A 26,846-nucleotide genomic window follows, 5' to 3' on the forward strand; every position below is an offset into this window, starting at 1 on the left:
GCAGTTGAATGGGAGGCATACAGTGAAGAGCCAGGATGAGACGCTGGAAGAATGGTGCAGGGCGCTCCTTCAGGCCTACGAACTCGAAGACGTCCAGATAGACGTCAATGCCATCCTCTCGCTCGCCGGAGTGGCTGCACATTCGGTAGTGCGGCCCGCAGCGCCCCTGACCACCTTTATCGCAGGCTTCGCCGCCGGCCTGGCCTCAGGCTCGGGGAAGGCGCCGGACACCGCGTCAATGTCCGCTGCCATGGACGTGGCACGGTCCCTGGCCGTGGACTACGATTCTGAATCCGCCGGGACTCCGCGCGAATGACGGCTGCCCCCGGCGACAACGACGACGCACCCAGGCAGGACACTCACGACGAAAAAACCAGGCATCTGGCCCACACCTGGGAAGAGGCCCGACAGGCTGCGTTCGATTGCGCCGTGCCGATACCCCCGGGACGCGTTCCGTTGCAGCAGGCCCTTGGCCGGACGCTTGCCGAGGACATCACAGCCCTCCAGGAGATGCCGCACTACGCCTCGTCCGCCATGGATGGCTGGGCGGTCAACGGCAGCGGCCCCTGGATCCTGGCCGAGGCCGGGCAGCGGCTGGCGCCGCACCAGGCCAGCCCCATTGTCACAGGTGGCCTGATCCCGGCCGGTGCCAAGGCCGTGCTCCGCAGCGAAAGCGCAGTGCTGGGCACTGACGACGACGGCCTCCCGGTCCTGATGGTTGGCGGCGGCGCCCGCCCCGGCGAACCGAAGAACGGCCAGCACATCAGGAAAGCCGGGGAGGAAGCGGCCGTGGGTGACGTGCTTGTCAAGGCAGGAGTTACCCTCAATCCCGCCCACCTTGCCGTGGCGGCCCTTTCCGGCCATGACGACCTCCTGGTGCAAGGCAAGCCGGTGGTCAAACTCCTGCTGACCGGCTCCGAAGTGGTGACCCATGGACTGCCGGCGCCCGGGCAGGTCCGTGACACATTTGGTCCTCAGCTGGCTGCAGTCGTGGAAATGCTGGGGGGCATTCCCGCCGGGCAGGAAAAGATCGGCGACTCCTACGAAGACTGGCTCACTGCCTTGGAAGACGTCGCCGAGCCCGGCGGTGAGGTTCCCGCCGTCGTGCCTGCCGACGTCGTCATCACCACCGGCGGTACCGGCAGATCGGGAACTGACCACCTGCGCCAGGCCGTCGCCGAACTGGGTGGACGGCTGGTCATCGACGGGATCGCCATGCGGCCCGGCCATCCCGCTGTCCTCGCGGAGCTGCCCGACGGACGGTTTGTTCTCGGGCTGCCCGGAAACCCCCTGGCCGCCATGATGGCATTGTCCACCGTAGGCGCGCCGTTACTCGCGGCACTTGGCCACGGGTCCATGCCGGAAATACAGGAAGTCCCCTCCGGAACCACCATCGAGCCTGATCCCGGCCGTACCCGGCTGATCCCGTTCCGGCTGCTGTACGGCATGGCGTCGCCGGCCCAGCACACCGGCCCCGGCATGATGCGGGGGTTGGCGTCCGCCCACGGTGTGATGGTGGTGCCGCCCCACGGGGTGCAGCTCGGTGAAGCAGTCCCGGCATTCGCGCTGCCGTGGGGGCCGCCGCTCGCCACCGGAGAAAAACCCGGAACCAAGGCCAAGACCCCTGCACGGGCTGCCCGGAAGGCCGGCTCCAAGCCCGCGGCACCGGCAGGCCCGGTGGACTGGAGCGCGCTGCTGGGCTGACCGTGGCGCCGCTGGCTTAGTGCCCTTGCCCTTGCAATGATGGAGTCATGAACAGGCACCCTGGCCATCGACGGCAGCAACGGGACATACTGCATGGCTTCCGCCGGCAGGACGGGGCACAGCTATGGGCCGTGTGACGCAGCGCCGCAAGGTCCACCGGTACGTGCTGGACGGGTCCCCCCAGGCCCTCGAGTTCCCCATACGGCACAGGGAAGACACCCTGGCCGTGGAGGAACCCTTGGAGATCCGGTTGGGCTCCCTGTCTTTCTCGGTCACGATGCGCACTCCAGGCGATGACTTTGACCTCGTTGCCGGGTTCCTGGTGTCCGAGGGGATCATCTGGACTCCTGAGCAGCTGGTGTCGTTGCGGTTCTGTGCCGGGGAGGACGAAAACGGCGTGCAGACGTTCAATGTCGTGGAGGCACAGCTGCGTCCGGACGTGGACGTCCCGACGATCGGCCGTAACGTCTATACGTCCAGTTCGTGCGGCATCTGCGGCACCGATTCGATCGAAGCCGTGCGGAAGTCATCGCACTACAGCCCTGCCGAGGACCCGGTCTCGGTGCCCGCGGAAGTCCTCGCGTCGCTGCCGGACCGTCTCCGCGAGGCGCAGGCGGTGTTCGACGTCACCGGGGGAGTGCACGCCGCCGGGCTGTTCAGGGTAGAGGACGACGGCGGGGTGCAGCTTTTGTGCCTCCGCGAGGATGTTGGCCGGCACAACGCCGTGGATAAGGTTGTTGGCTGGGCGTTGCGGGAACGGATGCTTCCGCTGTCCGGACTGGTGCTCCAGGTATCCGGGCGGGCGTCCTTCGAGCTCGTCCAGAAAGCGGCCCTGGCTGGCATCCCGGTGCTGGCTGCCGTGAGCGCGCCCTCCAGCCTGGCGGTAGAACTCGCCGAGGCGTCCGGAATGACCTTGGCGGGGTTCAGCCGGGGGACAAGCCTGAACGTTTACGCCGGGCAGCACAGGATCACCGTCCCTGTTCCGGCCGAGGATCCGGCGGAACTTCGAGGATAAGCAACTGGCACGCAGCCGGACCCGCCGAGGCTTGGTTATTAAGCTACGACGCAGTAGATTTTATCCATCGAATGGACACTTTGATCCAGTTTCAAGCGTTAAAGAGGGCTTACATTGCATGACGACCGCCGGATCACGGAAGTCCGCCTGGACCGTTTCGTGCGCGAACGGATCATCCCCGCTGTCTACACACGCACCGTCCCACTGAACCTCAGCACCTGGGACGTGCCGGACGAGCCCGTGACTGTGATGGAGGCGCTACGGCACGACTTCGTGCCCCAGGAGCCGGGTGCCGCGTGGGGCAAACCCTGGGGGACGAAGTGGCTGAGGCTGCAGGGCGACGTCCCTCAGTCCTGGGGAACCGATCCTGACACCACAGTGGAAATCGTGGTGGACCTTGGTTTCACCACCGAGGCGCCAGGCTTCCAGTGCGAGGGGATCGCATGGCGTCCGGATGGCACCATCATCAAGGCCATCTCGCCGCGGAACCAGTACATCCCGCTCAAACTTCTTGGCAGCGGCATGGCCGTGGACTTCTACGTTGAGGCTGCGGCCAACCCTGACGTCGCGCAGGGCTGGACCTTCGCGGCCACTCCTTACGGAGACAAGGCGACAGCAGGCACTGCGCCGCAGTACCGCCTTGGCCACATCGCCATCGCGGAACTCAACCAGACGGTGTGGGAGCTCCAGCAGGACATCTGGACCCTTTCAGGGCTGATGCATGAGCTGCCCATGGAGCAGCCGCGGCGCCACGAAATCCTCCGCGCGCTCGAGCGGATGATGGACGCCATGGACCCGGACAACATTGCCGGAACGGCCGCAGCCGGGCGCCAGGTGCTCGTAGAGGTGCTTTCCAGGCCTGCGTATGCCTCGGCGCACCAACTGGTGGCCACCGGACACGCCCACATCGACTCCGCCTGGCTCTGGCCCGTGCGGGAAACCATCCGCAAATGTGCCCGGACATTTTCCAACGTCGTGGCGCTGATGGATGAGGACCCGGACTTTGTGTTCTCCTGCTCCTCGGCCCAGCAGCTTGCCTGGATGAAAGAGTTTTACCCGGAGCTGTTTGGCCGCATCCGGGAGAAGGTCAAGGCCGGCCAGTTCGTGCCGGTGGGCGGAATGTGGGTGGAATCGGATACCAATATGCCCGGCGGCGAAGCCATGGCCCGGCAGTTCGTCGAAGGCAAGAGCTTCTTCCTCAACGAGTTCGGCATTGAATGCCGTGAAGCCTGGCTGCCCGATTCCTTCGGCTACTCAGCCGCACTGCCGCAGATCGTCAAATCGGCAGGCAGCCGCTGGTTCCTCACGCAAAAGATCTCCTGGAACCAGATCAACCGGATGCCGCACCACACGTTCAACTGGGAAGGGATCGACGGGACGCGGCTCTTTACGCACTTCCCGCCAGTGGACACCTACAACTCCGAGCTCAGCGCACGGGATTTGGCGCATGCCGAACGCAACTACCGCGACCACGGGCGCGGCAGCACCTCCCTGGTTCCGTTCGGCTATGGCGACGGCGGCGGCGGACCTACGCGCGAGATGCTGGCCGCCGCCCACCGCACCGCTGACCTTGAAGGATCGCCCAAGGTCCGGGTGGGCTCCGCCGAAAGCTTCTTTGCCAAGGCCGAGGAGGAGTACAGCGCCCTTCCCGTGTGGGTGGGCGAAATGTACCTTGAACTCCACCGCGGCACGTACACCAGTCAGGCCCAGACCAAGCGCGGCAACCGCCGCAGCGAGCACCTGCTCCGCGAGGCCGAACTCTGGTGCGCTACCGCAACCGTCCGCACGGGCGGGTCATTCACCTACCCGGCAGCGGAACTCAAGCGGCTCTGGCGCCTCGTGCTGCTCCAGCAGTTCCACGACATCCTGCCCGGCAGCTCCATCGCCTGGGTCCACCAAGATGCCGAAAGGAACTATGCTGCCATCAGCGCCGGCCTCGAAGCCCTGATCGCGGAGGCAGCGGCCGCCTTGCTGGGCGAAGGCCCCCATGATTTCCTGCTCAACGCCGCCCCCCACGCCCGTGACGGCGTCCCCGCGCTGGGTGCCGCCGAACGGCTGGCAGCCGGACAACCAGCGACGGTATCGGAGCAGGACGGCGGGTACGTGCTGGACAACGGCGTCATCCGCGCAGTCCTGGATGCTGACGGCCTGATCGCGTCCCTCTCGGATTACGCCAGCGGACGGGAAGCCATAGCTCCCGGCCAGCGCGGCAACTTGCTGGAACTGCACCGGGACACCCCCAACGAGTGGGACGCGTGGGACATCGACGCGTTCTACCGGCGTAACGTCACGCGGCTGGACCAGGCCCAGGCTGTTCGGGTGGAGACCCACGGCCAGTCCGCCGTCGTCGTGGTGGAGCGTGTCGCCGGGTCCTCGCCGGTCACCCAGCGGATTGTTCTGGCACTAGGCAGCGATTCACTGGAAATCACTACGGCCGTCGATTGGCAGGAGAGCGAGAAGCTCCTCAAGCTCGGATTCGCACTGGATGTCCGGGCGGACCGATCGGCCTCCGAAACGCAGTTCGGCCACGTCTTCCGGCCCACGCATGTGAATACCTCGTGGGAAGCTGCCAAGTTCGAGATCTGCGCCCACCGATGGATCCATGTGGCCGAGCCGGGCTACGGCGTGGCAGTGTCCAACTCGTCCACCTATGGGCATGACGTCACCAGGAACATCCGGGAGGACGACGGCGGGACCACCACTACCGTCCGGCTATCACTCCTGCGGGCCCCCAAGTTTCCCGATCCTGCTGCTGACCGCGGACATCACGAACTGACGGTCACCATCCGCCCGGGTGCCGGTATCGCCGAGGCCGTGGAGGAAGGGTATCGAACTAACCTGGCACCGCGGATGGTGCGCGGCGCCAAACCGGCGGAACCGCTGTTCACCGTGGGCAACGCCGCGCTGGTTATCGAGGCCGTGAAGCTGGCCGAGGACGGCTCGGGGGATGTCATCGTCCGGCTTTACGAGTCCCTGGGCCAGCGTTCGGCCGGGCTACTTACGGCGAATTTCCCGGTCGCCAAGGCGTACGCCACTGACCTGCTGGAACGGCCCGTCGAAGCGCCAGGCGTGGCACCGGCCGGGGATGGCGGCGTCACGCTGGCCCTGCGCCCCTTCCAACTGGTCACGTTGAGGTTCGTCCGTTGACGCCACCAGCCGGCTTTACGCCCGCTCCTGGCTGAGGATCCGTTCCCCTGATTCCGCCTGCGGGAATATGCAAATGCATCTATTGCTTGGATAAGGCATGGAACTAGGAATCTTCACCTTCGGCGATATCCACCGCGATCCCGTACGCGGCACTGTGGTCTCTCCTGAACAGAACACCCAGGATCTCCTGGAGAGGGCCCGCCTCGCCGACGAGGTAGGACTTCACTACTTTGGCGTCGGGGAGCACCACCGCGCCGACTACTCCGTCACGTCGCCGTCCACGGTGCTGGCGGCCGTTGCGGCGCAGACCCGGCAAATCAAAGTGGGAAGCGCAGTCACGGTCCTCAGTACCGAGGACCCGGTGCGGGTTTTTCAGCAGTTCGCCACGATCGACCTGATCAGCCAGGGCCGTGCGGAACTTACGGCGGGCCGCGGTAGCTTCATCGAGTCGTATCCACTGTTCGGGGCGCGCCTGGAGGACTATGACGCCCTCTACGAGGAGAAGTTGGAGTTGCTGCTCCGGCTCAATGCGCAGGAGCGGATTACCTGGAGCGGCAAGTTCCGTTCCGGCCTGCATGAGGCGCAGATCCTGCCGCGCCCCTTCCCGGCGGAGGACGGCCGCCGTGAGCTGGACATCTGGATCGCCACTGGTGGAACACCTCAGTCGACAGTGCGGGCCGCAGCCCTGGGCAAGAACGTGATGTACGCCTTGTTGGGTGGATCGGTACGGAACTTCGAGCGCCATGCGGCGCTCTACCGGCAGACCGCCGTCGAGCATGGACATGGAGCCGCCGGACTCAAGGTGGGCGTCAGTGCCCCCGGGCTGGTGCTGCGGGACACACCAGCTGCAACAGGCAGGGCCAAGGAGGCCTTCCGGCCGTACTGGATGGACACCATGCGCCGGATCTCGGCAGAACGGGGATTTCCCACCCCCAGCGGAGTCACCTACAACATGGAGGCGGCGCCCGGCGGCGCATTGTTCGTAGGTAACCCGGAGCAGGTGGCCGAAAAAATCGTCAGGATGCACGGCCATCTGCAGCACGACCGGCAGATCTTCCAACTGGACCTGTCCTCAGTCCCGCAGGCAACCGTGCTCGAAGCGATCGAATTGCTGGGTACCGAGGTGCTTCCAATGGTGCAGCGTGAACTGGGGCGGGCTGCCGGGACCGGAGTGCGGGCCGCGAACCACGCGGCGATTAAATAGGCTGAGTGGGGGCGGTCCCCAACGGCCGCCACCACTCATCCCCCCAATGCGCGTGAAGACATCCGAGGCGCAACGTCTAAGAATTTATCCCCGTTCGTAAACGCCCTGCGCCTCGCCTTCACACATTCATGATTGTTTCATATTCTAATGATTTTGTGAATTTGTCGAGGTTACTTTTCAGTAAAAGTCCTCTGTTTTGCCGCGTTGCGACCATAACCGACCTTGGCCGCCCAGATGATCGCCAGTCCCACAACGAAGCACAGCACTGCCGTGTAGTTGATCATGAATTTGGCCGGCCCCCAGCTGGACGGCATAAGAGGGAAGAACAGCGTTAAGGCGATGGCCACTGCTCCGACGGCCAGCAGGAAGGCCGCGGTGCGGATGGGTAGCGGCAGCGAACCGCGGACTGCCCGCACCATTGCAGGCAACAGCACCAGGGACACGTACGTGGGGTACGCCCTGCCAGCCGCACCGTAGTATTCCACCAGCACGGCATCCGGACCGCCCTTGCGCGATATTCCGGCCAACCCCGCGGACGAACCCTGTGAGTCGATCATGATGAACAAACCAATAACGGCCAGCGACACCAGGGCCAGCGCCATCATTCCGACAGGGCCGGTCAACAGCCGGTAGCCATCGGTGGCGCCGAAACCCCGGGTGACACGGATGCCCACGCAGAGGATGGCGGCGAAGATGACAAAGCGCAGGATGAGGTTTGCCACATTGAATCCGCCCAGCGCCTGGTCTATGGCCACGTAGGGCGCCTCGATGCTGAGGATGATGGCCAGGGTCATGAGCGCAAAGATCCAGAACAGCGTCCGGTTTTCACCTCTCAGCATGCTTGGAACTCTGGCGATGGCAACCAGGGCGCAGATGGCCAGGGTGGACCACTGAAGGATCTCGATCATCCGAGGTTCTCCCAGATCTTGTCGGTTTGTTGTTGGTCGTGTTCCTGGCGCTTCAAGGTTTTGCCCAAGGCCTGCAGCCGGTCGCCGGCCAACGTGGTCAGTTCGCCGTCGGGCAGGCTGTCCAAGGCGGCCTGGCGGGCGTCCGCCGACCAGCCAGCTTCTGCCTCGGTGATCAGTCCCGTGGCCACCAGCCCGCCTGCCGCGCCCACGCCTGCGGCCAGGGAAGTTGCGATGGCCAGCTCGGGGGAGAGCCGGTTCGCGCTCAGTTGGGCCGAGTAGTTTTGGGGGGCGACGCCGGTGGCGGCCGAGACACGGTGCCTCAGCTCGCCGTCGTCGATTGCCTCAACCCAGTTCTTGACGGAAGTGGCATGCGGTGCCGGGCTCAGCGGGGGCGGCTCGGCCGAGGTCTGGCCGGCTGGATCCACCGCCGAGCGGGCCAGCACTGCGCGCAGGAGGTCAGGCGTGGAGATCTGGCTGACCAGTTCACACCTCGTGGGTGGGACTGTCGGAGCCAGGTCGCGGTAGGCATCGAAGCCGGCGAGGGCCGAGACCGGATTGACGCCATACGCGCGGCTGATGCTCACCACGGTGGCCTCGGCGACCTTCCCGCGGACCAACTGCTGGGCCAAGGTGGTCCGTTTGATCCCGGAGATCCGGCAGACATCGGCCGTGCTGGCGTTGGGCGCAATGCCTTGCAGCCAGCGCTGGAACGCCTTGGCGGGGAGGGGCATGAAGTGCTCTCTTCAGAACGGACGGATGCCTCAATTTTAGCCTGCGGAACCCTTGGCGATTTTACGCGGAGTGTCGATTCGACTATGCTCGATGGTCGAGCCCGTTGGTCCGTACACCCCCCAAGTCCGGACCAGCGGGTTCTTTTATGCCCCCGTCACGAGCAGGGCGGTAGCACCCGGATTTCCCGCGGTTTCCCGCGGTTTTCTGGCGGAGTCCCGGGCGTCATTCCGCGCCAGCGCCCCAGCGGGGTCCCCGCCGTCCGGCAGCATCGAGAGGATCGACCCCATGACTGCAACCCTGGTTGCCAAAGACCTTTCCGGCGGCCACGACCACCGGACGCTCTTCTCCAAGCTTTCCCTGACCGTATCCCCTGGTGACGTTGTGGGGGTAGTGGGAGCCAACGGCGCCGGTAAGTCCACCCTGCTGCGGCTGCTGGCGGGAGTCGACCAGCCGCAGGGCGGTTCCGTCAGCCTGGCCCCTGCCGATGCCTTCGTGGGATGGCTGCCGCAGGAGCACGAACGCCTGGCGGGCGAAACGGTTGCAGCCTACATCGCACGCCGGACCGGGTGCGCCCAGGCGACGGCGGAGATGGAATCCACCGCCGAGGCCCTGGGTTCCGGTGCCCCCGGGGCCGACGACGCCTACTCCCTGGCCTTTGACCGCTGGATGGCCTCCGGGGCAGCCGATCTGGACGAGCGCATCCCTCCAGTGCTTGCAGACCTGGGGCTGGAGACCGGCACTGACGCTCCCATGACAGGCCTCTCCGGCGGCCAGGCCGCCCGTGTTGCCCTTGCCGCCCTGCTGCTCAGCCGCTTCGACATTGTGCTGTTGGACGAGCCCACCAACGACCTTGACCTCGCGGGCCTGGCCAAACTCGAGGCATTTGTGCAAGGACTGCGGGGCGGTGTGGTGCTGGTGTCCCACGACCGCGAATTCCTGGCCCGCTGCGTCACCACCATTGTGGAACTGGACCTGGCCCAGAACTCGGTGGCGGTCTACGACGGCGGTTACGAGGCCTTCCTGGAGGAACGGGCCGTGGCCCGCCGCCACGCACGGGAACGCTTCGAGGAGTTCGCCTCCACGAAGGCGGATCTCGTTTCGCGCGCCCGGACACAGCGTGAGTGGAGTTCCCAGGGCGTGCGGAACGCCATGAAGAAAAGCCCCGACAACGACAAGATCCGCCGCGCCGCGAGCACCGAGTCCTCCGAGAAGCAGGCCCAGAAGGTCCGGCAGATGGAGTCCCGCATCGCCCGGCTGGACGTGGTGGAGGAACCGCGGAAGGAATGGCAGTTGCAGTTCACCATCGGCCAGGCGCCCCGCTCCAGCGCTGTGGTGGCAACGCTGCGGGACGCAGTGGTCAAGCAGGGCGACTTCACGCTGGGCCCGGTCAACCTCCAGCTCAACGCAGGGGAGCGGATCGGCATCACCGGACCCAATGGAGCGGGCAAGTCGACGTTGCTGCGGCTGCTCCTGGGCGTCCAGGCACCCGACTCCGGCAACGCAGCCATGGGTGCCTCGGTGGCCATCGGAGAAATTGACCAGGCCCGCGGACTTTTGGCTGGCCACCTCACCCTGGCAGACGCCGTCGAGGCCGTCCTCACGAACCTGACGGCGGCGGATGTCCGCACACTGCTGGCCAAATTCGGGCTGAAGGCGGACCATACGGCCCGCCCCGTGAATTCCCTCTCACCCGGGGAACGGACGAGGGCCGCACTGGCCCTGCTGCAGGCCCGCGGCGTCAACCTGCTGGTACTGGACGAGCCCACCAACCACCTTGACCTCCCGGCCATCGAACAGTTGGAGGAGGCCCTGGGAAGTTATGAGGGCGCTTTGTTGTTGGTAACCCATGACCGGAGGCTGCTCGAAAACGTTCAGCTCGACGTCCGGTGGAATGTGGAAGATGGAATGGTAACTGAATTGATGACCGGCGCGACGGGGCAGCAGCTATGAGCATGGATGGCGCCGCCTGGCACACCTTGTACAGCATCACCCGCGCAAAGAGCGGCTCCAAGCCCTTCTCCAAGGAAACCCTGAAACGGGTTCTGGGCTTTGCCCGCCCGCACCGCGGAAAGCTGATCGCCTTCGTGACGCTGTCGGTTGTGATGGCCTTCCTGGCAGTAGCCACGCCTGTCCTGGCTGGCCAGGTGGTTGACGCCATCGTGGCCCAGGCAGGCACGGACCAAGTCATCCGGCTGGCCGTGCTGATCGCCGTCGTGGCCGTGGCCGAAGCCGGCCTGGGGCTGGTCAGCCGCTGGCTGTCCTCCACCATCGGCGAAGGCGTGATCGTGGACCTGCGCACCAAGGTCTTTGACCACGTGCAGAAGATGCCAATTGCGTTCTTCACCCGCACCCGGACCGGCGCCCTGGTCAGCCGCCTCAATAACGACGTCATCGGCGCGCAGTCCGCCTTCGCCGGGACCCTGTCCGGGGTGGTCAGCAACGTCGTGGCGCTGGTCCTGACGCTGATCGTTATGCTCGGCACGTCCTGGCAGGTCACCGTGCTGGCCATGGTCCTGCTGCCGATCTTCCTGATCCCCGCACGCCGCATGGGTTCCCGCCTTGCTGACCTCCGCCGCGAAGCCGCCGAACATAACGCCGCCATGGGCACCCAGATGACAGAGCGCTTCTCCGCCCCTGGCGCCACGCTGGTCAAGCTGTTCGGCCGTCCGGACGAGGAATCACATGAGTTCGCGGTCCGGGCCGGCCGGGTCCGTGACATCGGCGTCCGCACGGCTATGCTGCAGTTCACCTTCGTCACGGCGCTGACCCTGGTTTCGGCCCTCGCCCTTGCCCTGGTCTACGGACTGGGCGGTGTGCTGGCCATATCCGGCCAGCTTGCTCCGGGCGACGTGGTGGTGCTCGCGCTGCTGCTGACGCGCCTGTACGCACCGCTGACTGCGCTGTCCAATGCCCGGGTGGAAATCATGAGTGCCCTGGTCAGCTTCGAGCGGGTCTTCGAAATCCTGGACCTGAAGCCACTGATCCAGCAGAAGCCCGACGCCGTCGAGGTACCGAAGGGACCCGTTTCCGTGGAATTCCACGACGTCCGTTTCGCCTACCCTTCGGCGGACAAGGTGTCACTGGCCTCCCTTGAAGAAGTGTCCACCCTTGACACGCGCGGCGGCGAAGAAGTGCTGCACGGCGTCAGCTTCCGGGTGGAACCAGGGCAGACCGTGGCCCTGGTGGGCTCCTCCGGTGCTGGAAAGTCCACCATTGCCCAGCTGCTTTCAAGGCTTTACGACGTCGACTCCGGCGCCGTGCGGCTCGGCGGCACCATTCCGGGGACGGGGCTGGACGTCCGCGACGCCACCTTCGATTCCCTGCGTGACACCCTGGGCATGGTGACCCAGGACGGGCACCTCTTCCACGAGAGCATCGCCTCCAACCTCCGGCTCGCCCAGCCGGATGCCACCGACGACGACATGTGGGAAGCCATCCGGCAGGCCCGCCTCGAGACGATGATCCGGTCCCTTCCCGACGGCCTGGATACCGTGGTGGGGGAGCGGGGATACCGTCTTTCCGGCGGTGAACGCCAGCGGCTCACCATCGCCCGGCTGCTCATTTCCCAGCCCAGGGTGGTCATCCTCGATGAGGCGACTGCCGCACTCGATTCCACCAACGAAGCTGCCGTGCAGGCGGCCTTGAGTGCGGCGCTCGAAGGGCGCACCGCCGTCGTGATTGCCCACAGGCTGTCCACCATCCGCGCTGCCGACGTGATCCTGGTAGTCGAGGACGGCCAGATCGTGGAGCGCGGAACGCACACGGAGCTGCTGGCGGCCGAGGGCCGCTATGCGGAGCTGTACCGGACGCAGTTCGCGGAGGCCACTGCGGTGGCCGCGGAAGCCGTTCCGGAGTTCTAGCGGCGTTGCCCAACTAGGTAGCAGCAAGTGTCGTTTTGAGCCGTCAAAATGACACTTGCTGCTACCTACTTGGGCCGGGGCGCAGTGTGGCCAGTTCTGGCAGGATGTGGTCCGTCAGGAGCGGCGCGAGGTCCCCGGGCAGCCGGGCACCCCGATCCAGGGCGGCCAGGTCAAGCCAGCGGATCTCGTCGATCTCGGCCGAGGGGTGCGCCGTCCACGTCCCCGGAGCGGTGAACACGGTTGCCTCAATGTCGGTGGAGGCCTCGTTGGCGGCGTCCGCGATCCACACGCCCATCAGCTGTAGCTCGTCCGGATCCACGATGATCCCCACTTCCTCCTGGAGCTCCCGGGCTGCAGCGTGGGCGGCGGTTTCGCCTGGTTCGGGCTTGCCGCCGGGGTGCATGAACATGCTGGTGCCGCGTTTGCGGACGGTCAGGAGCCGCCCGGCGGCGTCGAAGACACAGACGGCGGACACAACGATGCGGGCTTTCACGGTTTCGAGCCTAGCCGGTTCAACGTGGACGATAGCAGCAGGTCCTTGCTGGGTCCGCGGACGTCCCAGGTGTAGCTGAACCGGTCCGGGCCCTCCAGCGCATACGCCACCCGGTAGGTGTCGGGATCGCACCAGTGGTTGTCCAGGTTCGCTTCCGGCGTGAAGCTCATCCGGTGGAAGGGCCGCCCGTCGGCGAAAAACACGTCCATCGCATCACGCTGTTCAGCGGGCTTGAGAAGGTACTCGCGGGAGGCCGGGCCCGTGAAGGTAGGCCAGCGCATGGTGCCCTCTTCGCGAAGGTGCAGGCCGCCGTCGTCCGTGGAGGAAAAAAGTACGACGCCGGAAAAGGTTCCGCGGGTGCCTGCCGTCCGGTCCAGCAGCTGCCGTTCAACGGCCCAGCGTGCAGCCTGCGACGGACCGAGCAGGTAGGCGCGGAGATCAAAATCCGCCCCCGTCTGCCCGGGAGCCTGGGGTTCAGGAAGGTTCAAGTGCCCTCGATTGGAATCGAACCAACGACACCGGCTTTAGGAGAGCCGTGCTCTATCCACTGAGCTACGAGGGCGCGCATCCGCTGTACCGGCAGGGCCGGTCCGTCCGGACACGGATATAAGCATACAAGGTGGGAGGCCGTACTACGCTCTTGGCATGAGATCAGGCCCGACGTCCGCTCCAGCCGCCGTTTACATCCCGGACACGGCCTCCACCCGCCAGTACGTCGGTGCCTGGTCCGTCCTGAGCGTCCTGCAGTATTTTGCCGCGGAAACAGCGGTGATCGGGGCGTGGGCCGGACCGCAGCCCTATGACCGACGGACTGGCTACATCAGTGACCTGGGCGCGGTTCATTGCGGGATCTACGACGGCCGGGACGTGTGCTCGCCGCTGCATTGGCTCATGAACGCCTCGTTCGTCGTCCAGGGGCTGGGCATGCTCCTCGGGGCGCTGCTGCTGAGTTCCGGGCTGTTGTGCATCGCCGCCCGGGCGGGTGTGCGCGTCCATCCGGGGCGCAGGAAGCCCTGGTTGGCGGCCCTCTGGATGCGGGCACTGACCGGGATCGCGGGAGCAGGCACAGTCATCGTGGGGCTGGTTCCCGAGGACGTTGGCTCAGCCTGGCATTTTGCCGGTGCAGTGATGTATTTTATCGCCGGGGCCGCGGCACTGCTTGTGCTGGGCATACTGTGGCTGAACCAGACACCGTTGGGATGGTTCATCCTGGCGTGCGGCGTGGTGTCCGCCGCCGCGCTGGTTACTGGTGGACTGACAAGGATGGACGTTCCCGAACCCGGCACGCTGGAGCGGCTGATGGGCTATCCCGTCACCGTGGGAATGGCGGCCGCCGGGCTGGTGGTCGCGCAACGGGTGCACAGGCACCGGCAGGAGCGCCGCCTTCACCCATCCGTTGCTCCGTAAACGCCGTTTAGGGAGCTCAAAAGGGCTGTTACGGAGCAGTCGATGGGGAGTTGGCTTTCTGCCGCGGCCGCTTGCCCAGGAACACTGCCGCCGCCCCGGCCAGCAGGCTGAGGACGAACAGCACCCACCCCGCGACGGTGAGGCTGGACGCCAAGGCGACCTGGCCGGCGTCGGGCGTTCCTGCGGCCAGCGCCGTGTCGATGGCGACGTTGCCCCACAACCGGACTACCACGAACAGCAGCGGCACTGCCCAGAGGGCCCAACGGAGGGCCTTCCTGGCCACGTTCGTGCCGATCAACAAGAGCCACGTGAAACCAAAAATGAGCGGGAACAGGGTGCCCGCGGTCTTGTGCACGTAGTTGAGCTGGCCGCGGGCGTCGTCGTTCATGGCAGTATGCAGCTCGCCGACGTAAGCGGTGTCGAAGCCACCTACCAGTGAATCCGGCATAGCCAGCCCGCTGGCGAGCTGCCGCAGCTGGTCCAGGGTCAGCAGGTGGACGTACCAGAACAGGAACAGGCTGGCCACGACCCCGGCAATGACGATCAGGTTGCTGTTGTTCCGGGCTGTCTGCGGGGACCGGTCAGTGGTGGGATTGATCACCGGCGGGAGGTGGTGCTGCGGAACAGCCGCCTTGGAGCCGTGCTTCTTGATCCGCTGCGCAGGTGTCTTGGCCATGCCACCATTATCCCGCCCCATAAACTGGGTGCATGACCATAGGCCGGCATAGCGCTGTTGAACTTGATTCCTCACTGGACGACTACCAGCTGGCATCCGCGCTGGTCCGGGAGGCGGGGCAGTTGGCGCTGCTGATGCGTATGGCCGGCCTCCAGTCCCAGCAGAAAACCTCGGTTTCTGACGTGGTGACGGCCGCGGACCATGCGGCTGAGGCGTACGTCCTCGAACAGCTCCGCCGCTGCCGCCCCGAGGACGGCATCCTGGGTGAGGAAGGCGCCTCGGTGCGGGGAACCAGCGGGCGGACCTGGGTCATCGACCCCGTGGACGGCACGTACAACTTCCTGCACGGCTCCACCTACTGGTGCTCGGCCATCGCGCTTAAGGACTCATCGGACGTGCTGCTCGGAGCTATTTTCCAGCCGGAAGAGGACAAGCTCTGGCTGGGCGGCAGCACGCGGCAGGCGACCCTGAACGGCGAGAGCCTGGGGATCTTCCGCGACAACAACGGATCCCGCAACGGCACCCCGGTGGCGGAGCTCGGCGCGGCAACGTACATCCACCCCACGTGGCTGATGGATCCGCTGTGCGCTATGCCCTGGCACGCTGCCGCAACCTCCGCCGCGGCTCTGCGGATGCTCGGCTCCGGGTCCTGCGACCTGGGGCGGGTGGCCGACGGCCAGCTGGGGTGCTGGTTCCAGCACAGCTGCCCCGAGTGGGACTGGCTCCCCGGCAAGGCGATCGTCCGCGCCGCCGGCGGTGCCACGGACACGGTCCGGATCAACGGCCTGGAATGGTTCATGGCTGGAGGCACGACGGCGGTACGCGAGTTGCGTGCGGCCCTTGAGTCCGGCTCGGTGGCCTGAGCCCCGCTGCCCTGGGAGATGGGCGTGTCGCGCGGGCTTGCTCGCAGTAATCCACAGGCCGGAAGTGAGTGTCGGCCCCACCGCCTAGACTTGTAGGCACCATGGATATGTTGTTTGACCCGTACTCTGACGGACCGTTCAAGGCCGCCCCGGCGGCCGCTGCCCGCACCAAGTCGCGCCCTGAGGGCTTAGCGACGGCCGCCGAAATGGGAGGCGGCGGGGGAGGCCGGAGCGCGGAAACCCACCAGGCCGCGCACCACCGGCCGGACGCCGCGGAGCTCCTGCAGGGACTCAACCCCCAGCAGGAAGAAGCCGTCAAACACGCCGGCAGCGCCCTGCTGATTGTGGCGGGCGCAGGTTCGGGCAAAACCCGTGTCCTCAGTAACAGGATCGCCTACCTGATCGCCACCCGCCGGGCACACCATGGCGAGATCCTGGCCATCACGTTCACCAACAAGGCGGCCGCGGAAATGCGGGAGCGCATCGAGGCGCTGGTGGGCGGCCGGGCGAAGATTATGTGGATCTCCACTTTCCACTCCTCCTGCGTACGCATCCTGCGGCAAGAAGCGGCCAATATCGGCCTCAAGTCCAACTTCTCCATCTACGACTCAGCGGACTCGCTCCGGCTGGTCACGCAGGTTTCCAAGAGCCTTGACCTTGATCCCAAGAAGTTCGCGCCCAAGGCCATCCAGCACAAGATCTCGGCGCTCAAGAATGAGCTCATCGATGCCGATTCCTACGCTTTGTCCGCCAACCACAACGACCCCTTCGAGTCCGCCGTGGCGGACGTCTTCAAGGGCTACACCCAGCGGCTGCGCCAGGCCAACGCCATGGACTTTGACGACCTCATCGCGGAAACCGTCTACATGTTCCGGGCATTTCCCGCGCTCGCGGATTCCTACCGGCGGCGGTTCCGGCACGTCCTGGTGGACGAGTACCAGGACACCAACCACGCCCAGTACGCGCTGGTGCGCGAAATCGTCGGCGAAGGGCCCGGCGCGTCCGAGCTCACTGTGGTGGGCGACTCCGACCAATCGATCTACGCCTTCCGCGGCGCCGACATCCGCAACATCGTGGAGTTCGAAAACGACTACCCCGAGGCGCGCACCATCAAGCTGGAGCAAAACTACCGCTCCACCCAGAACATCCTCAGCGCCGCCAACTCCGTCATCTCGCGGAACCCCAACCGCCCCGAGAAGCGGCTGTGGACGGCCGAGGGCGAGGGCCACAAGATCATCGGCTATGTGGGCGAAAACGAGCACGACGAAGCCCAGTTCATTGCCAAGGAAATCGACCGGCTCCAGGACGAGGACAACCTGCGCCCCGGCGACGTCGCCATTTTCTACCGCACAAACGCCCAGTCCCGCTCCATCGAGGATGTCCTGGTGCGCGTCGGCTTGCCGTACAAGGTGGTGGGCGGCACGCGATTCTACGAGCGCAAGGAAATCAAGGACGCCCTCGCGTACCTCCGCGTCCTGGTTAACCCGGACGACGACGTCAACCTGCGGCGCGTTCTGAACGAACCCAAGCGCGGAATCGGCGACCGCGCCGAGGGCGCCGTGGCCGCGCTGGCACAGCGGGAGCGGATGTCCTTCATGGCTGCGGCCCGCCGTGCCGAGGAAGCCCCGGGCATGGCCACCCGTTCCGTCAACGCGGTGCTGGGCTTCGTGAAACTTCTCGACGACCTCGCCGAGGTAGCGGCAGGCTCAGGCGCTGCCGCGGCCCTCGAGGCGGTATTGGAGCAGACCGGTTACCTCGCAGGCCTGCGTTCGAGCACCGACCCCCAGGACGAGTCCCGCGTGGAAAACCTGGCGGAACTGGTCGCCGTCGTCCGCGAGTACGAGCAGGAGAATCCAGAGGGGACGCTGGGCGCCTTCCTCGAACAGGTCTCGCTGGTGGCTGATGCTGACCAGATCCCGGACGCGCCGGGTGCGGATATCGATGCCGCCGTGGCGGAAGCGAAGCGGCTGGGAGTGGTCACCCTGATGACCCTCCACACAGCCAAAGGACTCGAATTCCCGGTGGTGTTCCTGACCGGGATGGAGCACGGGCTGTTCCCTCACCAGCGATCCGCCACGGATCCGAAGGAACTTGCCGAGGAGCGGCGGCTGGCCTACGTGGGCCTGACCCGCGCCCGCAAACGGCTATATGTCACCCGCTCCGAGGTCCGCAGCATGTGGGGCCAGAGCCAGTACAACCCCGCCAGCCAGTTCCTGGAGGAAATCCCGGCCGAGCTGATGGAGTGGAAGCGGGAAGGCACCAGCCGGCAGTCCAGCGGCGGCTGGGGCGGTGGATCCATTGGGTCCAACCGGTACAGCGGATCCTTCTGGGGTGCGGGCACGGCACGAGGGGCGGCGGCCGACTCTTCGGCCGGTTTCAACGCGGACGTTCCCGCGGCCATCGCGAAGAACCGCGTGCAGCCGCAGAAGGAAATTGTGGCAGTAAGCGTGGGGGATAAGGTCAACCACACGAGCTTCGGCAATGGGACGGTGCTGGCACTGGAAGGGGCCGGCGACAAGACCGTGGCAAAGGTCAAATTCGATGTGGGGGAGAAGCGGCTCCTCCTGCGGTACGCGCCGTTGACCAAGCTCGACGCCTAGGCTGCGTGCCCTTGTCCAAGGACTAGGTCTGTCATACAGTTCAGGAACGCGCGGGCAGCCACGGAACCGGGCTGGGGCGTCTCCATAACGGCAGATTCGGGGCACTACCGTGAAGATCCTGTTCGCAAGCCAGGCAATCGACGGCCACTTCAACCCGATGACAGGCGTGGCGATGCGGCTTAAGGACCGCGGCCACGAGGTTGCCTGGTACACGGGTCCCACTTTCGCTGACCGGCTCCAGAGCCTGGGAATCCGGCATTTCCCCTTCCACCGGGCCATCGAGCACCGGGCTGACAACCTGAACGAACTGTATCCGGAACGGGCTAAGCTCAAGGGCCCATTGGCGATCGGTTTCGACGGCGAAAAGATCTTTGCCAGCAACGTCAGCAATTTTTTCGAGGACATCCGGGAGTTGGAAGCGGACTTTCCCTTCGATGTTGCGGTGGTGGATAGTTCCAATTTCGTTCACCGGCTGGTTTCCCACTTGATGGGCAAGCCCCTGGTGAATTTTGTAGCTATCCCGAACATGGAGAGCGACCCTTTGGTGCCGCCGCTGTTCTTTGGGTTCAAGCCGCCCCGCAATCCCGTGGAACGGGTGGTGCAGGCTGCTGCAGGCCTTCTTTCCGACAAGGTCATCCTGAGGCCTGCCAGTCAAAGCTACCGGAGGCAGCACGATGCCTACGGCCAAGTGGTACCCCGCCGCGGGCGGTTGACCGACGAGCCCTATCGGTGTTCTGAAGCCATCATCCAGACAGGCCCGGAGTCGTTCGATTTCCCGCGCAGGCACGTCAACCCGAAAGTCCATTACGTGGGAGCCCTCCTGCCCTATCGGCCCACAACTCCCGCCGGTCCGGCGGCGGTCGACGGTGAGGCATGGCCCGCCTATCCTGCCACTTTGGTGGTGACGCAAGGGACAGTGGACAACCTGGATCAGGACAAACTGATCATTCCCGCCCTCGAAGCCGTGAAGGACATGGGCGCCCTGGTGATCGTTGCGACCGGCGGCCGTGGAACGGAGGCACTCAAGGCCAAATACCCACAGGGCAACATCGTCGTCAGGGATTTTGTCGATTTCGCCCGCGTCTTCGAGTTCACCGATGTGTTCATCACTAACGGTGGCTTCGGAGGTGTGCAACTGAGCCTGTCGATGGGTGTTCCGTTGGTGGTTTCGGGCATCAACGAGGGAAAGAGCGACGTCAACGCCCGGGTGGAATATGCCGGTGTAGGCATAAACCTCCACTCGGACTCACCAAAGCCAGCCGCCATTGCCAAAGCCGTGGAGAATATTCTGGCCAATCCCAGCTGGAAAGAGCGCGCGCGGAAGATGCAGGAGCAGTTCGACCGGACGGACCCAGCTGAGGCTGCTGCCGCCGTCGTCGAGGGTGTGCGGAAGCCGACCGGCGGATAAGGTCACCGGACCGGCATAATGGAGCCCATGCGACGGACTGTCTTGGGGATCCTGGCCGCCTTCTTCCTGCTGGCTGGCACGGCGTGCACCATCACCACTGAGGACCCCGGCTACGTGGCTCCGCCGCCGCTGCCCGCACTGGAACAACTGGAACAGGCGGCCCTGGTGGATACTGCCCCGTTCAGGGCCGGCGAAGACATCCTGTCCTTCGTGACCGAGGACCGCAGCGTCGTTTGTTCGCTGACCTCGGCCCGGGGTGAACACGTCAACCTCCCCTATGAGCAGAACAACTTCAGTGACGGCGCGAACAACAAACTGCCCACCGTTCCCGTGGCGCACTGCGAGCTCGCGAAGTTTCCCATGCCGGCAGCCGATGACGTGAAGGACGATTGCGCCGGCACGGGCCTGGGGTATCTCGGCGGAACCGCGCTTCTGACCCCGGAATCTGCCACGTATGGCGGGTGCCGTTCCGGCGTCACACAAATGGAGGCAGCTTATGGGCCGAAGGGAAACAAAACCGGCCCGATCACCCAGCTGCCGGTGCTTGCCGAGGGGCAGAACGTGGAGCGGAACGGGCTGCGTTGTTCGGCCTACAACGGCGGCGTGGCGTGCGGAAACGTGTCCGCCGGCGTCGGGTTTTTTGTTACCAGGGACCGCTACGAACTTATTTCCGAGGCTTCAAAAACTGCCTCCCCGGCCCCGTCAGAGGCCGCAAAAACCCCGTAATCTAGGGCTTTTTCTACGTCCCATAGAATAGTGTCCTTACTCACATAAGCGGTAGTCTGGGACGGGCCGGTCCCCACAAAGGACTAGAGTTCCCCATGGAGCATCACGCCGCGTGGCTCGTTTCCAACAGGCCGCCGGTGCGTGCAATTCCGCAGCCCGGTCACCGTCTTCGATGGTGTCCGACTGTACAGAAACTACTTCGACGTAGAAGGACACTAAACCGTGGACCTGTTTGAATACCAGGCGCGCGATATGTTCGAGGCGCACGGTGTACCCGTGCTTGCTGGCATCGTGGCGTACACCCCAGAAGAAGCAAAGGCAGCTGCCGAGAAGATCGGCGGCGTAACTGTCGTTAAGGCCCAGGTTAAGGCCGGTGGCCGCGGTAAGGCCGGCGGCGTCAAGGTTGCCAAGACCGCCGATGAGGCACTTGAGCACTCCACAAACATCCTGGGCATGGACATCAAGGGCCACACCGTCAACAAGGTGATGATCGCCCAGGGTGCGGACATCGCCGAGGAATACTACTTCTCCGTCCTGCTCGACCGGGCAAACCGCAACTACCTGGCCATGTGCTCGGTTGAGGGCGGCATGGAGATCGAGCAGCTGGCCGTCGAACGTCCGGAAGCGCTGGCCAAGATCGCCATCGACCCCGCCGTCGGCATCGACCAGGCCAAGGCTGACGAAATCGTTGCAGCTGCAGGCTTCGCTGAGGAACTGCGCGGCAAGGTCGCCGCCGTGATCCTCAAGCTCTGGGATGTCTTCAAGAAGGAAGACGCCACGCTGGTGGAGGTCAACCCGCTGGTCAAGACCGGCGCAGGTGACATCGTGGCACTGGACGGCAAGGTCTCGCTGGACGAGAACGCCGACTTCCGCCACGCCAAGCACGCCCTCCTTGAAGACAAGGACGCTGCCGATCCGCTCGAGGCCAAGGCCAAGGCGCAGGACCTGAACTACGTCAAGCTGGACGGCTCCGTAGGCATCATCGGTAACGGTGCGGGCCTGGTCATGTCCACCCTGGACGTGGTTGCCTACGCTGGCGAAAACCACGGCAACGTCAAGCCCGCCAACTTCCTGGACATCGGAGGTGGAGCTTCTGCCGAGGTCATGGCAGCCGGCCTTGACGTCATCCTCGGTGACGAGCAGGTCAAGTCCGTGTTCGTGAACGTCTTCGGTGGCATCACCGCGTGTGACGCCGTCGCCAAGGGCATCGTTGGTGCGCTGGCCGAGCTGGGACACTCCGCGAACAAGCCGCTGGTAGTCCGCCTCGACGGCAACAACGTTGAGGAAGGCCGCCGCATCCTGGCCGAGGCCAACCACCCGCTGGTTACCCTGGCCGCCACCATGGACGAGGGCGCCGACAAGGCCGCCGAGCTCGCCAACGCAGCTAAGTAAAGGGACGCACCATGTCTATCTATCTGAACAAGGACTCCAAGGTCATCGTCCAGGGCATCACCGGCGGCGAAGGCACCAAGCACACCGCCCTGATGCTCAAGGCCGGCACCAACATTGTTGGCGGCGTCAACGCCCGTAAGGCCGGCACCACGGTCCTGCACGGCGAAACCGAGATCACTGTTTTCGGCACCGTCAAGGAAGCCATGGCCGAAACCGGCGCCGACGTCTCCATCGTCTTCGTGCCCCCGGCCTTCACCAAAAACGCCGTTGTTGAAGCCATCGAGGCAGGCATCGGCCTGGTCGTTGTCATCACCGAAGGCGTTCCGGTCCAGGATTCCGCCGAGTTCTGGGCGCTGGCCCAGTCCAAGGTTGACGCAGACGGCAACCAGGTCACCCGCATCATCGGCCCGAACTGCCCCGGGATCATCACTCCGGGCGAGGCCCTTGTGGGCATCACCCCGGCCAACATCACGGGCAAGGGCCCCATTGGCTTGGTTTCCAAGTCGGGCACCCTGACCTACCAGATGATGTACGAACTGCGCGACCTTGGCTTCTCCACCGCCATCGGCATTGGCGGCGACCCCGTCATCGGTACCACCCACATCGACGCCCTGGCCGCGTTCGAGGCCGACCCCGAGACCAAGGCGATCGTCATGATCGGCGAAATCGGTGGCGACGCTGAAGAGCGTGCGGCTGACTTCATCAAGGCCAACGTCACGAAGCCGGTTGTTGGCTACGTGGCCGGCTTCACCGCTCCCGAGGGCAAGACCATGGGCCACGCCGGCGCCATCGTCTCCGGTTCCGCCGGAACCGCCCAGGCCAAGAAGGAAGCCCTTGAGGCTGCAGGCGTCAAGGTTGGCAAGACGCCTTCCGAGACCGCCAAACTGCTTCGCGAAGTTTACGCGGCGCTCTAGGCTCCACAGCTTCACACAGCAGCGCGGGGTCACCCGCCGTCCCTCGGGACGGTGCGGTGACCCCGCGTTTCTTGCTTAACGCACGACGTCGGACGGTCACCTTCACGGGAAAGGTGACCGTCCGACGTCGTACTTTTGTGTTTTGGATTTCAGACTTTGGCGCCGCTGAGCAGTTCATCCAGCCGCTCGTAGCCTTCCGTCATTCCACCCTCCATGCCGGACTGCGCCATGCCGTCCCGTGCCTCCTGCGTGGGGTAGACCGAGTGGCCCTTCAGTCGGGTGCGTCCGTTGCCGAGGTCCTCGAAGGTCATGAACTCGAGGCTGACAATGTCCGGGTAGCCGCCGAATTCGAAGGTCTGGATGGCGAACTCGTTTTCACGGACGGTGTGAAAGATTCCCTTGAACTCGTAGGCGACGCCGTCCGGCCCCGTGTGTATGTAGCTGTAGCCGCCGCCGGTGCGGAAATCGTAGTGGTTGATTTCCATCTTGAGTCCCCGCGGACCGAGCCACTGGACGATCAGGTCCGGGTCCTTGTGGGCGCGGAACACGTCCGCGACCGGGAAGTCGAACTCCCGCTCGTAGTCGATAAAGGGGAGTCCCTCGGGGATGCTGAGTTTCAGTTCGTTGCTCATGATGGGTCCTTTGCCTGTGTGCCGCTCGCGGCGGCGCTGGATTGGTGCAGCACGGCATCGAGGCTGCGGAACTGCCCCTCGCGGACCAACCGGTACTGGTCAATCCATGCGGTGAGCGCCTCCAGCCGTGCGGGGTTCAGGTGGACGGGCCGGCGTTGCGCGTCGCGGGTCCTGGTGACCAGCTGTGCCTGCTCGAGTACCTGGATGTGCTTCGAGACCGCCTGCTTGGTGATCGCGAATGGTTCCGCCAATTCGTTTACCGTGGCCGGGCCCCGGCTGAGCCGGGCGATGATGAGGCGGCGCACGGGGTCGGCCAGGGCCATAAAAGCCGAGTCCAGTGAGGCGTCGTCGGTGGACTTCATCGTGCTGCGGGGCCTTCCTGAATCAAAATCAACCAAATCGTTGATCAACTAATTGGTTGATTACAAATCTATGCCTGATGTGGCCGCCGGTCAAGGAGTTTTTGTCCAGCTAATGCCGCGCGTGAGGTTTACCGGGGGTTATCTGGATAGAAACGCGATGCGGCAGCGCGGCTAGACCGGGGCGTGGAGGCCGGGGAGGGCGTCCACCAGGGCGGCCAATTCGGGAACCTCATGGGCCTCGGCCAGGGCGCGTTCCAGGGTGGCATCGTGTACCGGCCGGGCCTCCTCCAGCAGCTTGATCCCACCGGCCGTGAGCTCGGTGTAGATTCCGCGGCGGTCGTCCGCGCAGAGGATCCGGGTCAGGAGGCCCCTTTCCTCGAGCCGATTTACCAGGCGGGTGGTGGCGCTGGCGCTGAGGGCGGTGGCGCGGGCCAGTTGCTGCATTCGCATGTGCCAGCCGTCCTGCCGGCTGAGCGCGTCCAGCACGGTGTACTCCACTACTGATAGCTGTGATTCGGCCTGGAGCGAGCGTTCCAGCTCACCTTCGATCATCCCGTGAAGCGCCGCCAGGGTGCGCCAACCCTGCGCCCGGACCTCCATGGCGTCGTCCTTGATGCCCATTTCTTTATCCTCTTCCGATGCTGTCCAGCGGCCCAATGGGATGCGTGCGGACACGACCAATAATAGTTGCTTGCGCGCTGTATTTGCGTGTGCAACAATAAATAACGCGTCTGCAACTACTAGCTTACGCGTCCTATCTCATTCCGTACAGTTTTTGAAGGAGCATCCCATGCCCATTGGCCTGATAGCCCTCGCCCTTGGCGGGTTCGGCATCGGACTCACCGAGTTCGTCATCATGGGCCTGCTGCCCGAGGTTGCCGCCGATTTCCAGGTCAGCGAGGCCACGGCAGGCTGGCTGATCTCCGGCTACGCCCTCGCCGTCGTTGTTGGCGCCCTGCTGCTCACCGCGGCCGTCACCCGGTTCGAACGCAAGCCCGTCCTGGCGGTGCTGCTGGTGCTGTTCATCGCCGGCAACCTCATCTCCGCGATCGCGCCCGGCTACGGGATGATGATGATCGGACGCATCATCGCCGCCCTGGCCCACGGTGCCTTCTTCGGCATCGGTGCCGTGGTGGCCGCGGACATGGTGGCTCCCACCAAAAAGGCCGGGGCCATCGCCATCATGTTCACCGGGCTCACCGCCGCCAATGTCCTGGGCGTGCCCTTCGGCACCATGCTGGGGCAGGCGGCAGGCTGGCGCTCCACCTTCTGGGCCATCACCGTCATTGGCGTCATCGCCCTGGCGGGAATCCTCACCCTGGTTCCCAAAACCGGTCACGGAGACACTACTCCGGGAACCCTCCGCAGCGAACTGCGTGCCTTCCGATCCGGCCAGGTGTGGCTCTCCATCCTGGTTACGATCCTCGGCTACGGCGGCATGTTCGGCGCCTTCACATATATTGCCTTCACGCTCACCGAGGTCTCCGGCTTCGCCGCGACCACTGTGCCGTGGCTGCTGATCGTCTTCGGCGTGGGGCTCTTCATCGGCAACACCCTGGGCGGCAAAGCGGCGGACCGGAACGTGGACCGCACCCTCATGGTGGTACTCGCCGTCCTGGTGGTTGTCCTCGTCGGCTTTGCCCTGACCGCTGGCAATCAGGTCCTTACGGTCGCCTCGATAATCCTGATGGGCGGCTTCGGATTCGCCACCGTCCCAGGCCTGCAGATGCGCGTCATGAAATATGCCAGCAGCGCCCCCACCCTGGCCTCGGGCGCCAACATCGGTGCCTTCAATGTAGGCAACGCCCTCGGAGCCTGGCTCGGCGGCGTGACCATCACCGCCGGGCTCGGCTACACCTCGCCCATCTGGGCCGGCGCCGCCATCACCCTCCTCGGACTCGGCGTGATGATCATCGCCGCCGCCCGGGCCAAGCGGACTGCCGCGCAGCAGGTACCCACCGGCGGCCCCGTTGCCGCCGAGCCTGTCACCGTCCTTTCCTAGGCCGTTCTTTCTTATTCCACCCAACAGGAGAACCCCAAAACCTGAATGTCTTCGGCTTCGAGCTGACCGCCGACGAGTTATCAGTCATCGATGGCCTCGAAAAGGACGGCCGCACCGGCCCGCACCCCGCGGAGTTCAATGGCTAAGCATCTCCGGGACCCTGATTCCGGCCGCGTGTCCGCGGAACCGCACAACTGCATAAGTACGACGACGGACGGTCACCATCGCTGCGACGGTGACCGTCCGTCGTCGAACTTGGTTTCCTGTCTGTCCTCGGGGAGCGGGTGGCGCTGGGTGCACCGGCGTTGCCGGGACTCTTGCTTGCCGAGGACAAAGTTTGTTAGTATGTCAGGACAAACTTGAGGAGAAAAAAATGCCACTCGTTCGCATCGACGTCAACCAGGGACGCAGTGCCGAAGACCTGCGCCGTCTTAGCCAGGGGATCCATGACGCGATCCTCGCGGAATACAAGATCCCGGAGCGGGACTACTTCCATATCCTGACCGAGCACCCTGCCGGGCAGATTTTTGCCCAGGACGCGGGCCTCGGATTTGAGCGCACGAGCGAGGTGGTGATGATCCAGATCTTCACGCAGGGCGGACGCTCGCAGGAGGCAAAACAGCGACTCTTTGCAGCTGTAGCGGAAAAGCTTGCTGACGCAGGCATTGCCGGCGAGGACGTCTTTATTGGATATGTGGAGAACACTGCGGGCGACTGGTCTTTCGGTTTCGGGCGGGCCCAATATGTCACGGGCGAGCTGGCTGTTCCCCGGAAGTAGCCCCTCCCTGGCATCGTCCGGCG

General features: G+C 65.0%; 25 protein-coding genes and 1 tRNA gene. 16 read left to right on the plus strand and 10 right to left on the minus strand.

What is annotated here, in order from left to right:
• The first annotated feature begins 22 nt into the window (after positions 1–22).
• From ACFC25_RS11685 to ACFC25_RS11705, 5 genes are all read left to right on the plus strand, one after another.
• Positions 23–316 (plus strand): DUF6457 domain-containing protein, encoded by a 294-nt coding sequence (locus tag ACFC25_RS11685; protein ID WP_337346343.1) that lies wholly within the window; start codon positions 23–25, stop codon positions 314–316.
• Complete coding sequence (locus ACFC25_RS11690) at positions 313–1,704, plus strand: molybdopterin molybdotransferase MoeA (protein ID WP_376045283.1); 1,392 nt, start codon at positions 313–315, stop codon at positions 1,702–1,704. The genes ACFC25_RS11685 and ACFC25_RS11690 overlap by 4 nt, the downstream gene beginning before the upstream one ends.
• 124 nt (positions 1,705–1,828) lie before the next feature.
• Complete coding sequence (gene fdhD, locus ACFC25_RS11695; protein ID WP_376045284.1) at positions 1,829–2,719, plus strand: formate dehydrogenase accessory sulfurtransferase FdhD; 891 nt, start codon at positions 1,829–1,831, stop codon at positions 2,717–2,719.
• A gap of 114 nt (positions 2,720–2,833) precedes the next feature.
• Positions 2,834–5,866: an alpha-mannosidase gene (locus ACFC25_RS11700; RefSeq protein ID WP_376045285.1), complete on the plus strand. Its 3,033-nt coding sequence runs from the start codon at positions 2,834–2,836 to the stop codon at positions 5,864–5,866.
• Between the two features lie 97 nt (positions 5,867–5,963).
• A complete protein-coding gene (locus ACFC25_RS11705; RefSeq protein WP_376045286.1) occupies positions 5,964–7,070 on the plus strand; it encodes an LLM class flavin-dependent oxidoreductase in 1,107 nt (368 codons plus the stop codon).
• A 170-nt stretch (positions 7,071–7,240) separates the two neighbouring features.
• Here the strand turns inward: ACFC25_RS11705 and ACFC25_RS11710 are convergent, their stop codons facing one another.
• The 3 genes from ACFC25_RS11710 to ACFC25_RS11720 all read right to left on the minus strand — a co-directional run bounded on the left by ACFC25_RS11710 (position 7,241) and on the right by ACFC25_RS11720 (position 8,997).
• Positions 7,241–7,978, minus strand: coding sequence for a hypothetical protein (locus tag ACFC25_RS11710; protein ID WP_376045287.1), 738 nt, complete (start codon positions 7,976–7,978; stop codon positions 7,241–7,243).
• Positions 7,975–8,709, minus strand: coding sequence for a hypothetical protein (locus tag ACFC25_RS11715; protein WP_376045288.1), 735 nt, complete (start codon positions 8,707–8,709; stop codon positions 7,975–7,977). The genes ACFC25_RS11710 and ACFC25_RS11715 overlap by 4 nt, the downstream gene beginning before the upstream one ends.
• A gap of 144 nt (positions 8,710–8,853) precedes the next feature.
• A complete protein-coding gene (locus ACFC25_RS11720; RefSeq protein WP_376045289.1) occupies positions 8,854–8,997 on the minus strand; it encodes a hypothetical protein in 144 nt (47 codons plus the stop codon).
• Here ACFC25_RS11720 and ACFC25_RS11725 point away from each other — a divergent pair.
• Both ACFC25_RS11725 and ACFC25_RS11730 read left to right on the plus strand, forming a co-directional pair.
• On the plus strand, positions 8,996–10,660 hold the full coding sequence (locus ACFC25_RS11725) for an ABC-F family ATP-binding cassette domain-containing protein (protein WP_376045290.1): 1,665 nt from the start codon (positions 8,996–8,998) through the stop codon (positions 10,658–10,660). The two genes, ACFC25_RS11720 and ACFC25_RS11725, sit on opposite strands and share 2 nt — an antisense overlap.
• Positions 10,657–12,570, plus strand: a complete 1,914-nt coding sequence (locus tag ACFC25_RS11730; protein ID WP_376045291.1) for an ABC transporter ATP-binding protein — start codon at positions 10,657–10,659, stop codon at positions 12,568–12,570. Before ACFC25_RS11725 ends, ACFC25_RS11730 begins: the two co-directional genes overlap by 4 nt.
• 61 nt (positions 12,571–12,631) lie before the next feature.
• Here ACFC25_RS11730 and ACFC25_RS11735 read toward each other — a convergent pair whose 3' ends face one another.
• The 3 genes from ACFC25_RS11735 to ACFC25_RS11745 all read right to left on the minus strand — a co-directional run bounded on the left by ACFC25_RS11735 (position 12,632) and on the right by ACFC25_RS11745 (position 13,625).
• Positions 12,632–13,063: an NUDIX domain-containing protein gene (locus tag ACFC25_RS11735; RefSeq protein ID WP_376045292.1), complete on the minus strand. Its 432-nt coding sequence runs from the start codon at positions 13,061–13,063 to the stop codon at positions 12,632–12,634.
• Positions 13,060–13,551 carry a DUF6314 family protein gene (locus ACFC25_RS11740; protein WP_376045293.1) on the minus strand — a complete coding sequence of 164 codons (492 nt, stop codon included), beginning with the start codon at positions 13,549–13,551 and terminating at the stop codon, positions 13,060–13,062. The genes ACFC25_RS11735 and ACFC25_RS11740 overlap by 4 nt, the downstream gene beginning before the upstream one ends.
• Before the next feature lies 1 nt (position 13,552).
• Positions 13,553–13,625, minus strand: a tRNA-Arg gene (locus ACFC25_RS11745).
• Between the two features lie 83 nt (positions 13,626–13,708).
• Here ACFC25_RS11745 and ACFC25_RS11750 point away from each other — a divergent pair.
• A complete protein-coding gene (locus tag ACFC25_RS11750; RefSeq protein WP_337346354.1) occupies positions 13,709–14,470 on the plus strand; it encodes a DUF998 domain-containing protein in 762 nt (253 codons plus the stop codon).
• Positions 14,471–14,498: 28 nt separating this feature from the next.
• Here ACFC25_RS11750 and ACFC25_RS11755 read toward each other — a convergent pair whose 3' ends face one another.
• The gene (locus tag ACFC25_RS11755) at positions 14,499–15,146 is read right to left on the minus strand and encodes a hypothetical protein (RefSeq protein ID WP_337350372.1); all 648 of its coding nucleotides are present in this window, start codon (positions 15,144–15,146) and stop codon (positions 14,499–14,501) included.
• A 32-nt stretch (positions 15,147–15,178) separates the two neighbouring features.
• On the opposite strand from ACFC25_RS11755, the gene ACFC25_RS11760 reads away from it, so the two are divergent.
• The 6 genes from ACFC25_RS11760 (at position 15,179) to sucD (ending at position 23,049) form a co-directional block, all read left to right on the plus strand.
• Entirely contained in the window at positions 15,179–16,009 is an 831-nt protein-coding gene (locus ACFC25_RS11760) for an inositol monophosphatase family protein (RefSeq protein WP_376045294.1), read from the plus strand.
• Between the two features lie 107 nt (positions 16,010–16,116).
• Positions 16,117–18,609 (plus strand): DNA helicase PcrA, encoded by a 2,493-nt coding sequence (gene pcrA / locus ACFC25_RS11765; RefSeq protein ID WP_376045526.1) that lies wholly within the window; start codon positions 16,117–16,119, stop codon positions 18,607–18,609.
• 109 nt (positions 18,610–18,718) lie between these two features.
• Positions 18,719–20,017, plus strand: coding sequence for a glycosyltransferase (locus tag ACFC25_RS11770; RefSeq protein WP_376045295.1), 1,299 nt, complete (start codon positions 18,719–18,721; stop codon positions 20,015–20,017).
• A gap of 18 nt (positions 20,018–20,035) precedes the next feature.
• A complete protein-coding gene (locus ACFC25_RS11775) occupies positions 20,036–20,743 on the plus strand; it encodes a hypothetical protein (RefSeq protein ID WP_376045296.1) in 708 nt (235 codons plus the stop codon).
• Between the two features lie 222 nt (positions 20,744–20,965).
• A complete protein-coding gene (gene sucC, locus ACFC25_RS11780; RefSeq protein ID WP_337350367.1) occupies positions 20,966–22,135 on the plus strand; it encodes an ADP-forming succinate--CoA ligase subunit beta in 1,170 nt (389 codons plus the stop codon).
• An 11-nt stretch (positions 22,136–22,146) separates the two neighbouring features.
• Positions 22,147–23,049: a succinate--CoA ligase subunit alpha gene (gene sucD / locus ACFC25_RS11785; protein ID WP_337346361.1), complete on the plus strand. Its 903-nt coding sequence runs from the start codon at positions 22,147–22,149 to the stop codon at positions 23,047–23,049.
• 149 nt (positions 23,050–23,198) lie between these two features.
• On the opposite strand, the gene ACFC25_RS11790 is transcribed toward sucD, so the two are convergent.
• From ACFC25_RS11790 to ACFC25_RS11800, 3 genes are all read right to left on the minus strand, one after another.
• Positions 23,199–23,681, minus strand: a complete 483-nt coding sequence (locus tag ACFC25_RS11790) for an SRPBCC family protein (protein WP_337350366.1) — start codon at positions 23,679–23,681, stop codon at positions 23,199–23,201.
• A complete protein-coding gene (locus ACFC25_RS11795) occupies positions 23,678–24,043 on the minus strand; it encodes a metalloregulator ArsR/SmtB family transcription factor (protein ID WP_337346363.1) in 366 nt (121 codons plus the stop codon). The genes ACFC25_RS11790 and ACFC25_RS11795 overlap by 4 nt, the downstream gene beginning before the upstream one ends.
• A 171-nt stretch (positions 24,044–24,214) precedes the next feature.
• A complete protein-coding gene (locus ACFC25_RS11800; RefSeq protein WP_337346364.1) occupies positions 24,215–24,664 on the minus strand; it encodes a MarR family transcriptional regulator in 450 nt (149 codons plus the stop codon).
• 169 nt (positions 24,665–24,833) lie between these two features.
• Between ACFC25_RS11800 and ACFC25_RS11805 the strand changes: the two genes are divergently transcribed.
• Both ACFC25_RS11805 and ACFC25_RS11810 read left to right on the plus strand, forming a co-directional pair.
• Positions 24,834–26,045: an MFS transporter gene (locus ACFC25_RS11805; protein ID WP_376045297.1), complete on the plus strand. Its 1,212-nt coding sequence runs from the start codon at positions 24,834–24,836 to the stop codon at positions 26,043–26,045.
• Between the two features lie 373 nt (positions 26,046–26,418).
• Positions 26,419–26,823, plus strand: coding sequence for a tautomerase family protein (locus ACFC25_RS11810; protein WP_337346366.1), 405 nt, complete (start codon positions 26,419–26,421; stop codon positions 26,821–26,823).
• The last annotated feature ends 23 nt before the right edge of the window (positions 26,824–26,846 follow it).

Origin of the sequence: Pseudarthrobacter sp. NPDC055928 (assembly GCF_042270935.1) — a bacterium.
Classification (GTDB): domain Bacteria; phylum Actinomycetota; class Actinomycetes; order Actinomycetales; family Micrococcaceae; genus Arthrobacter.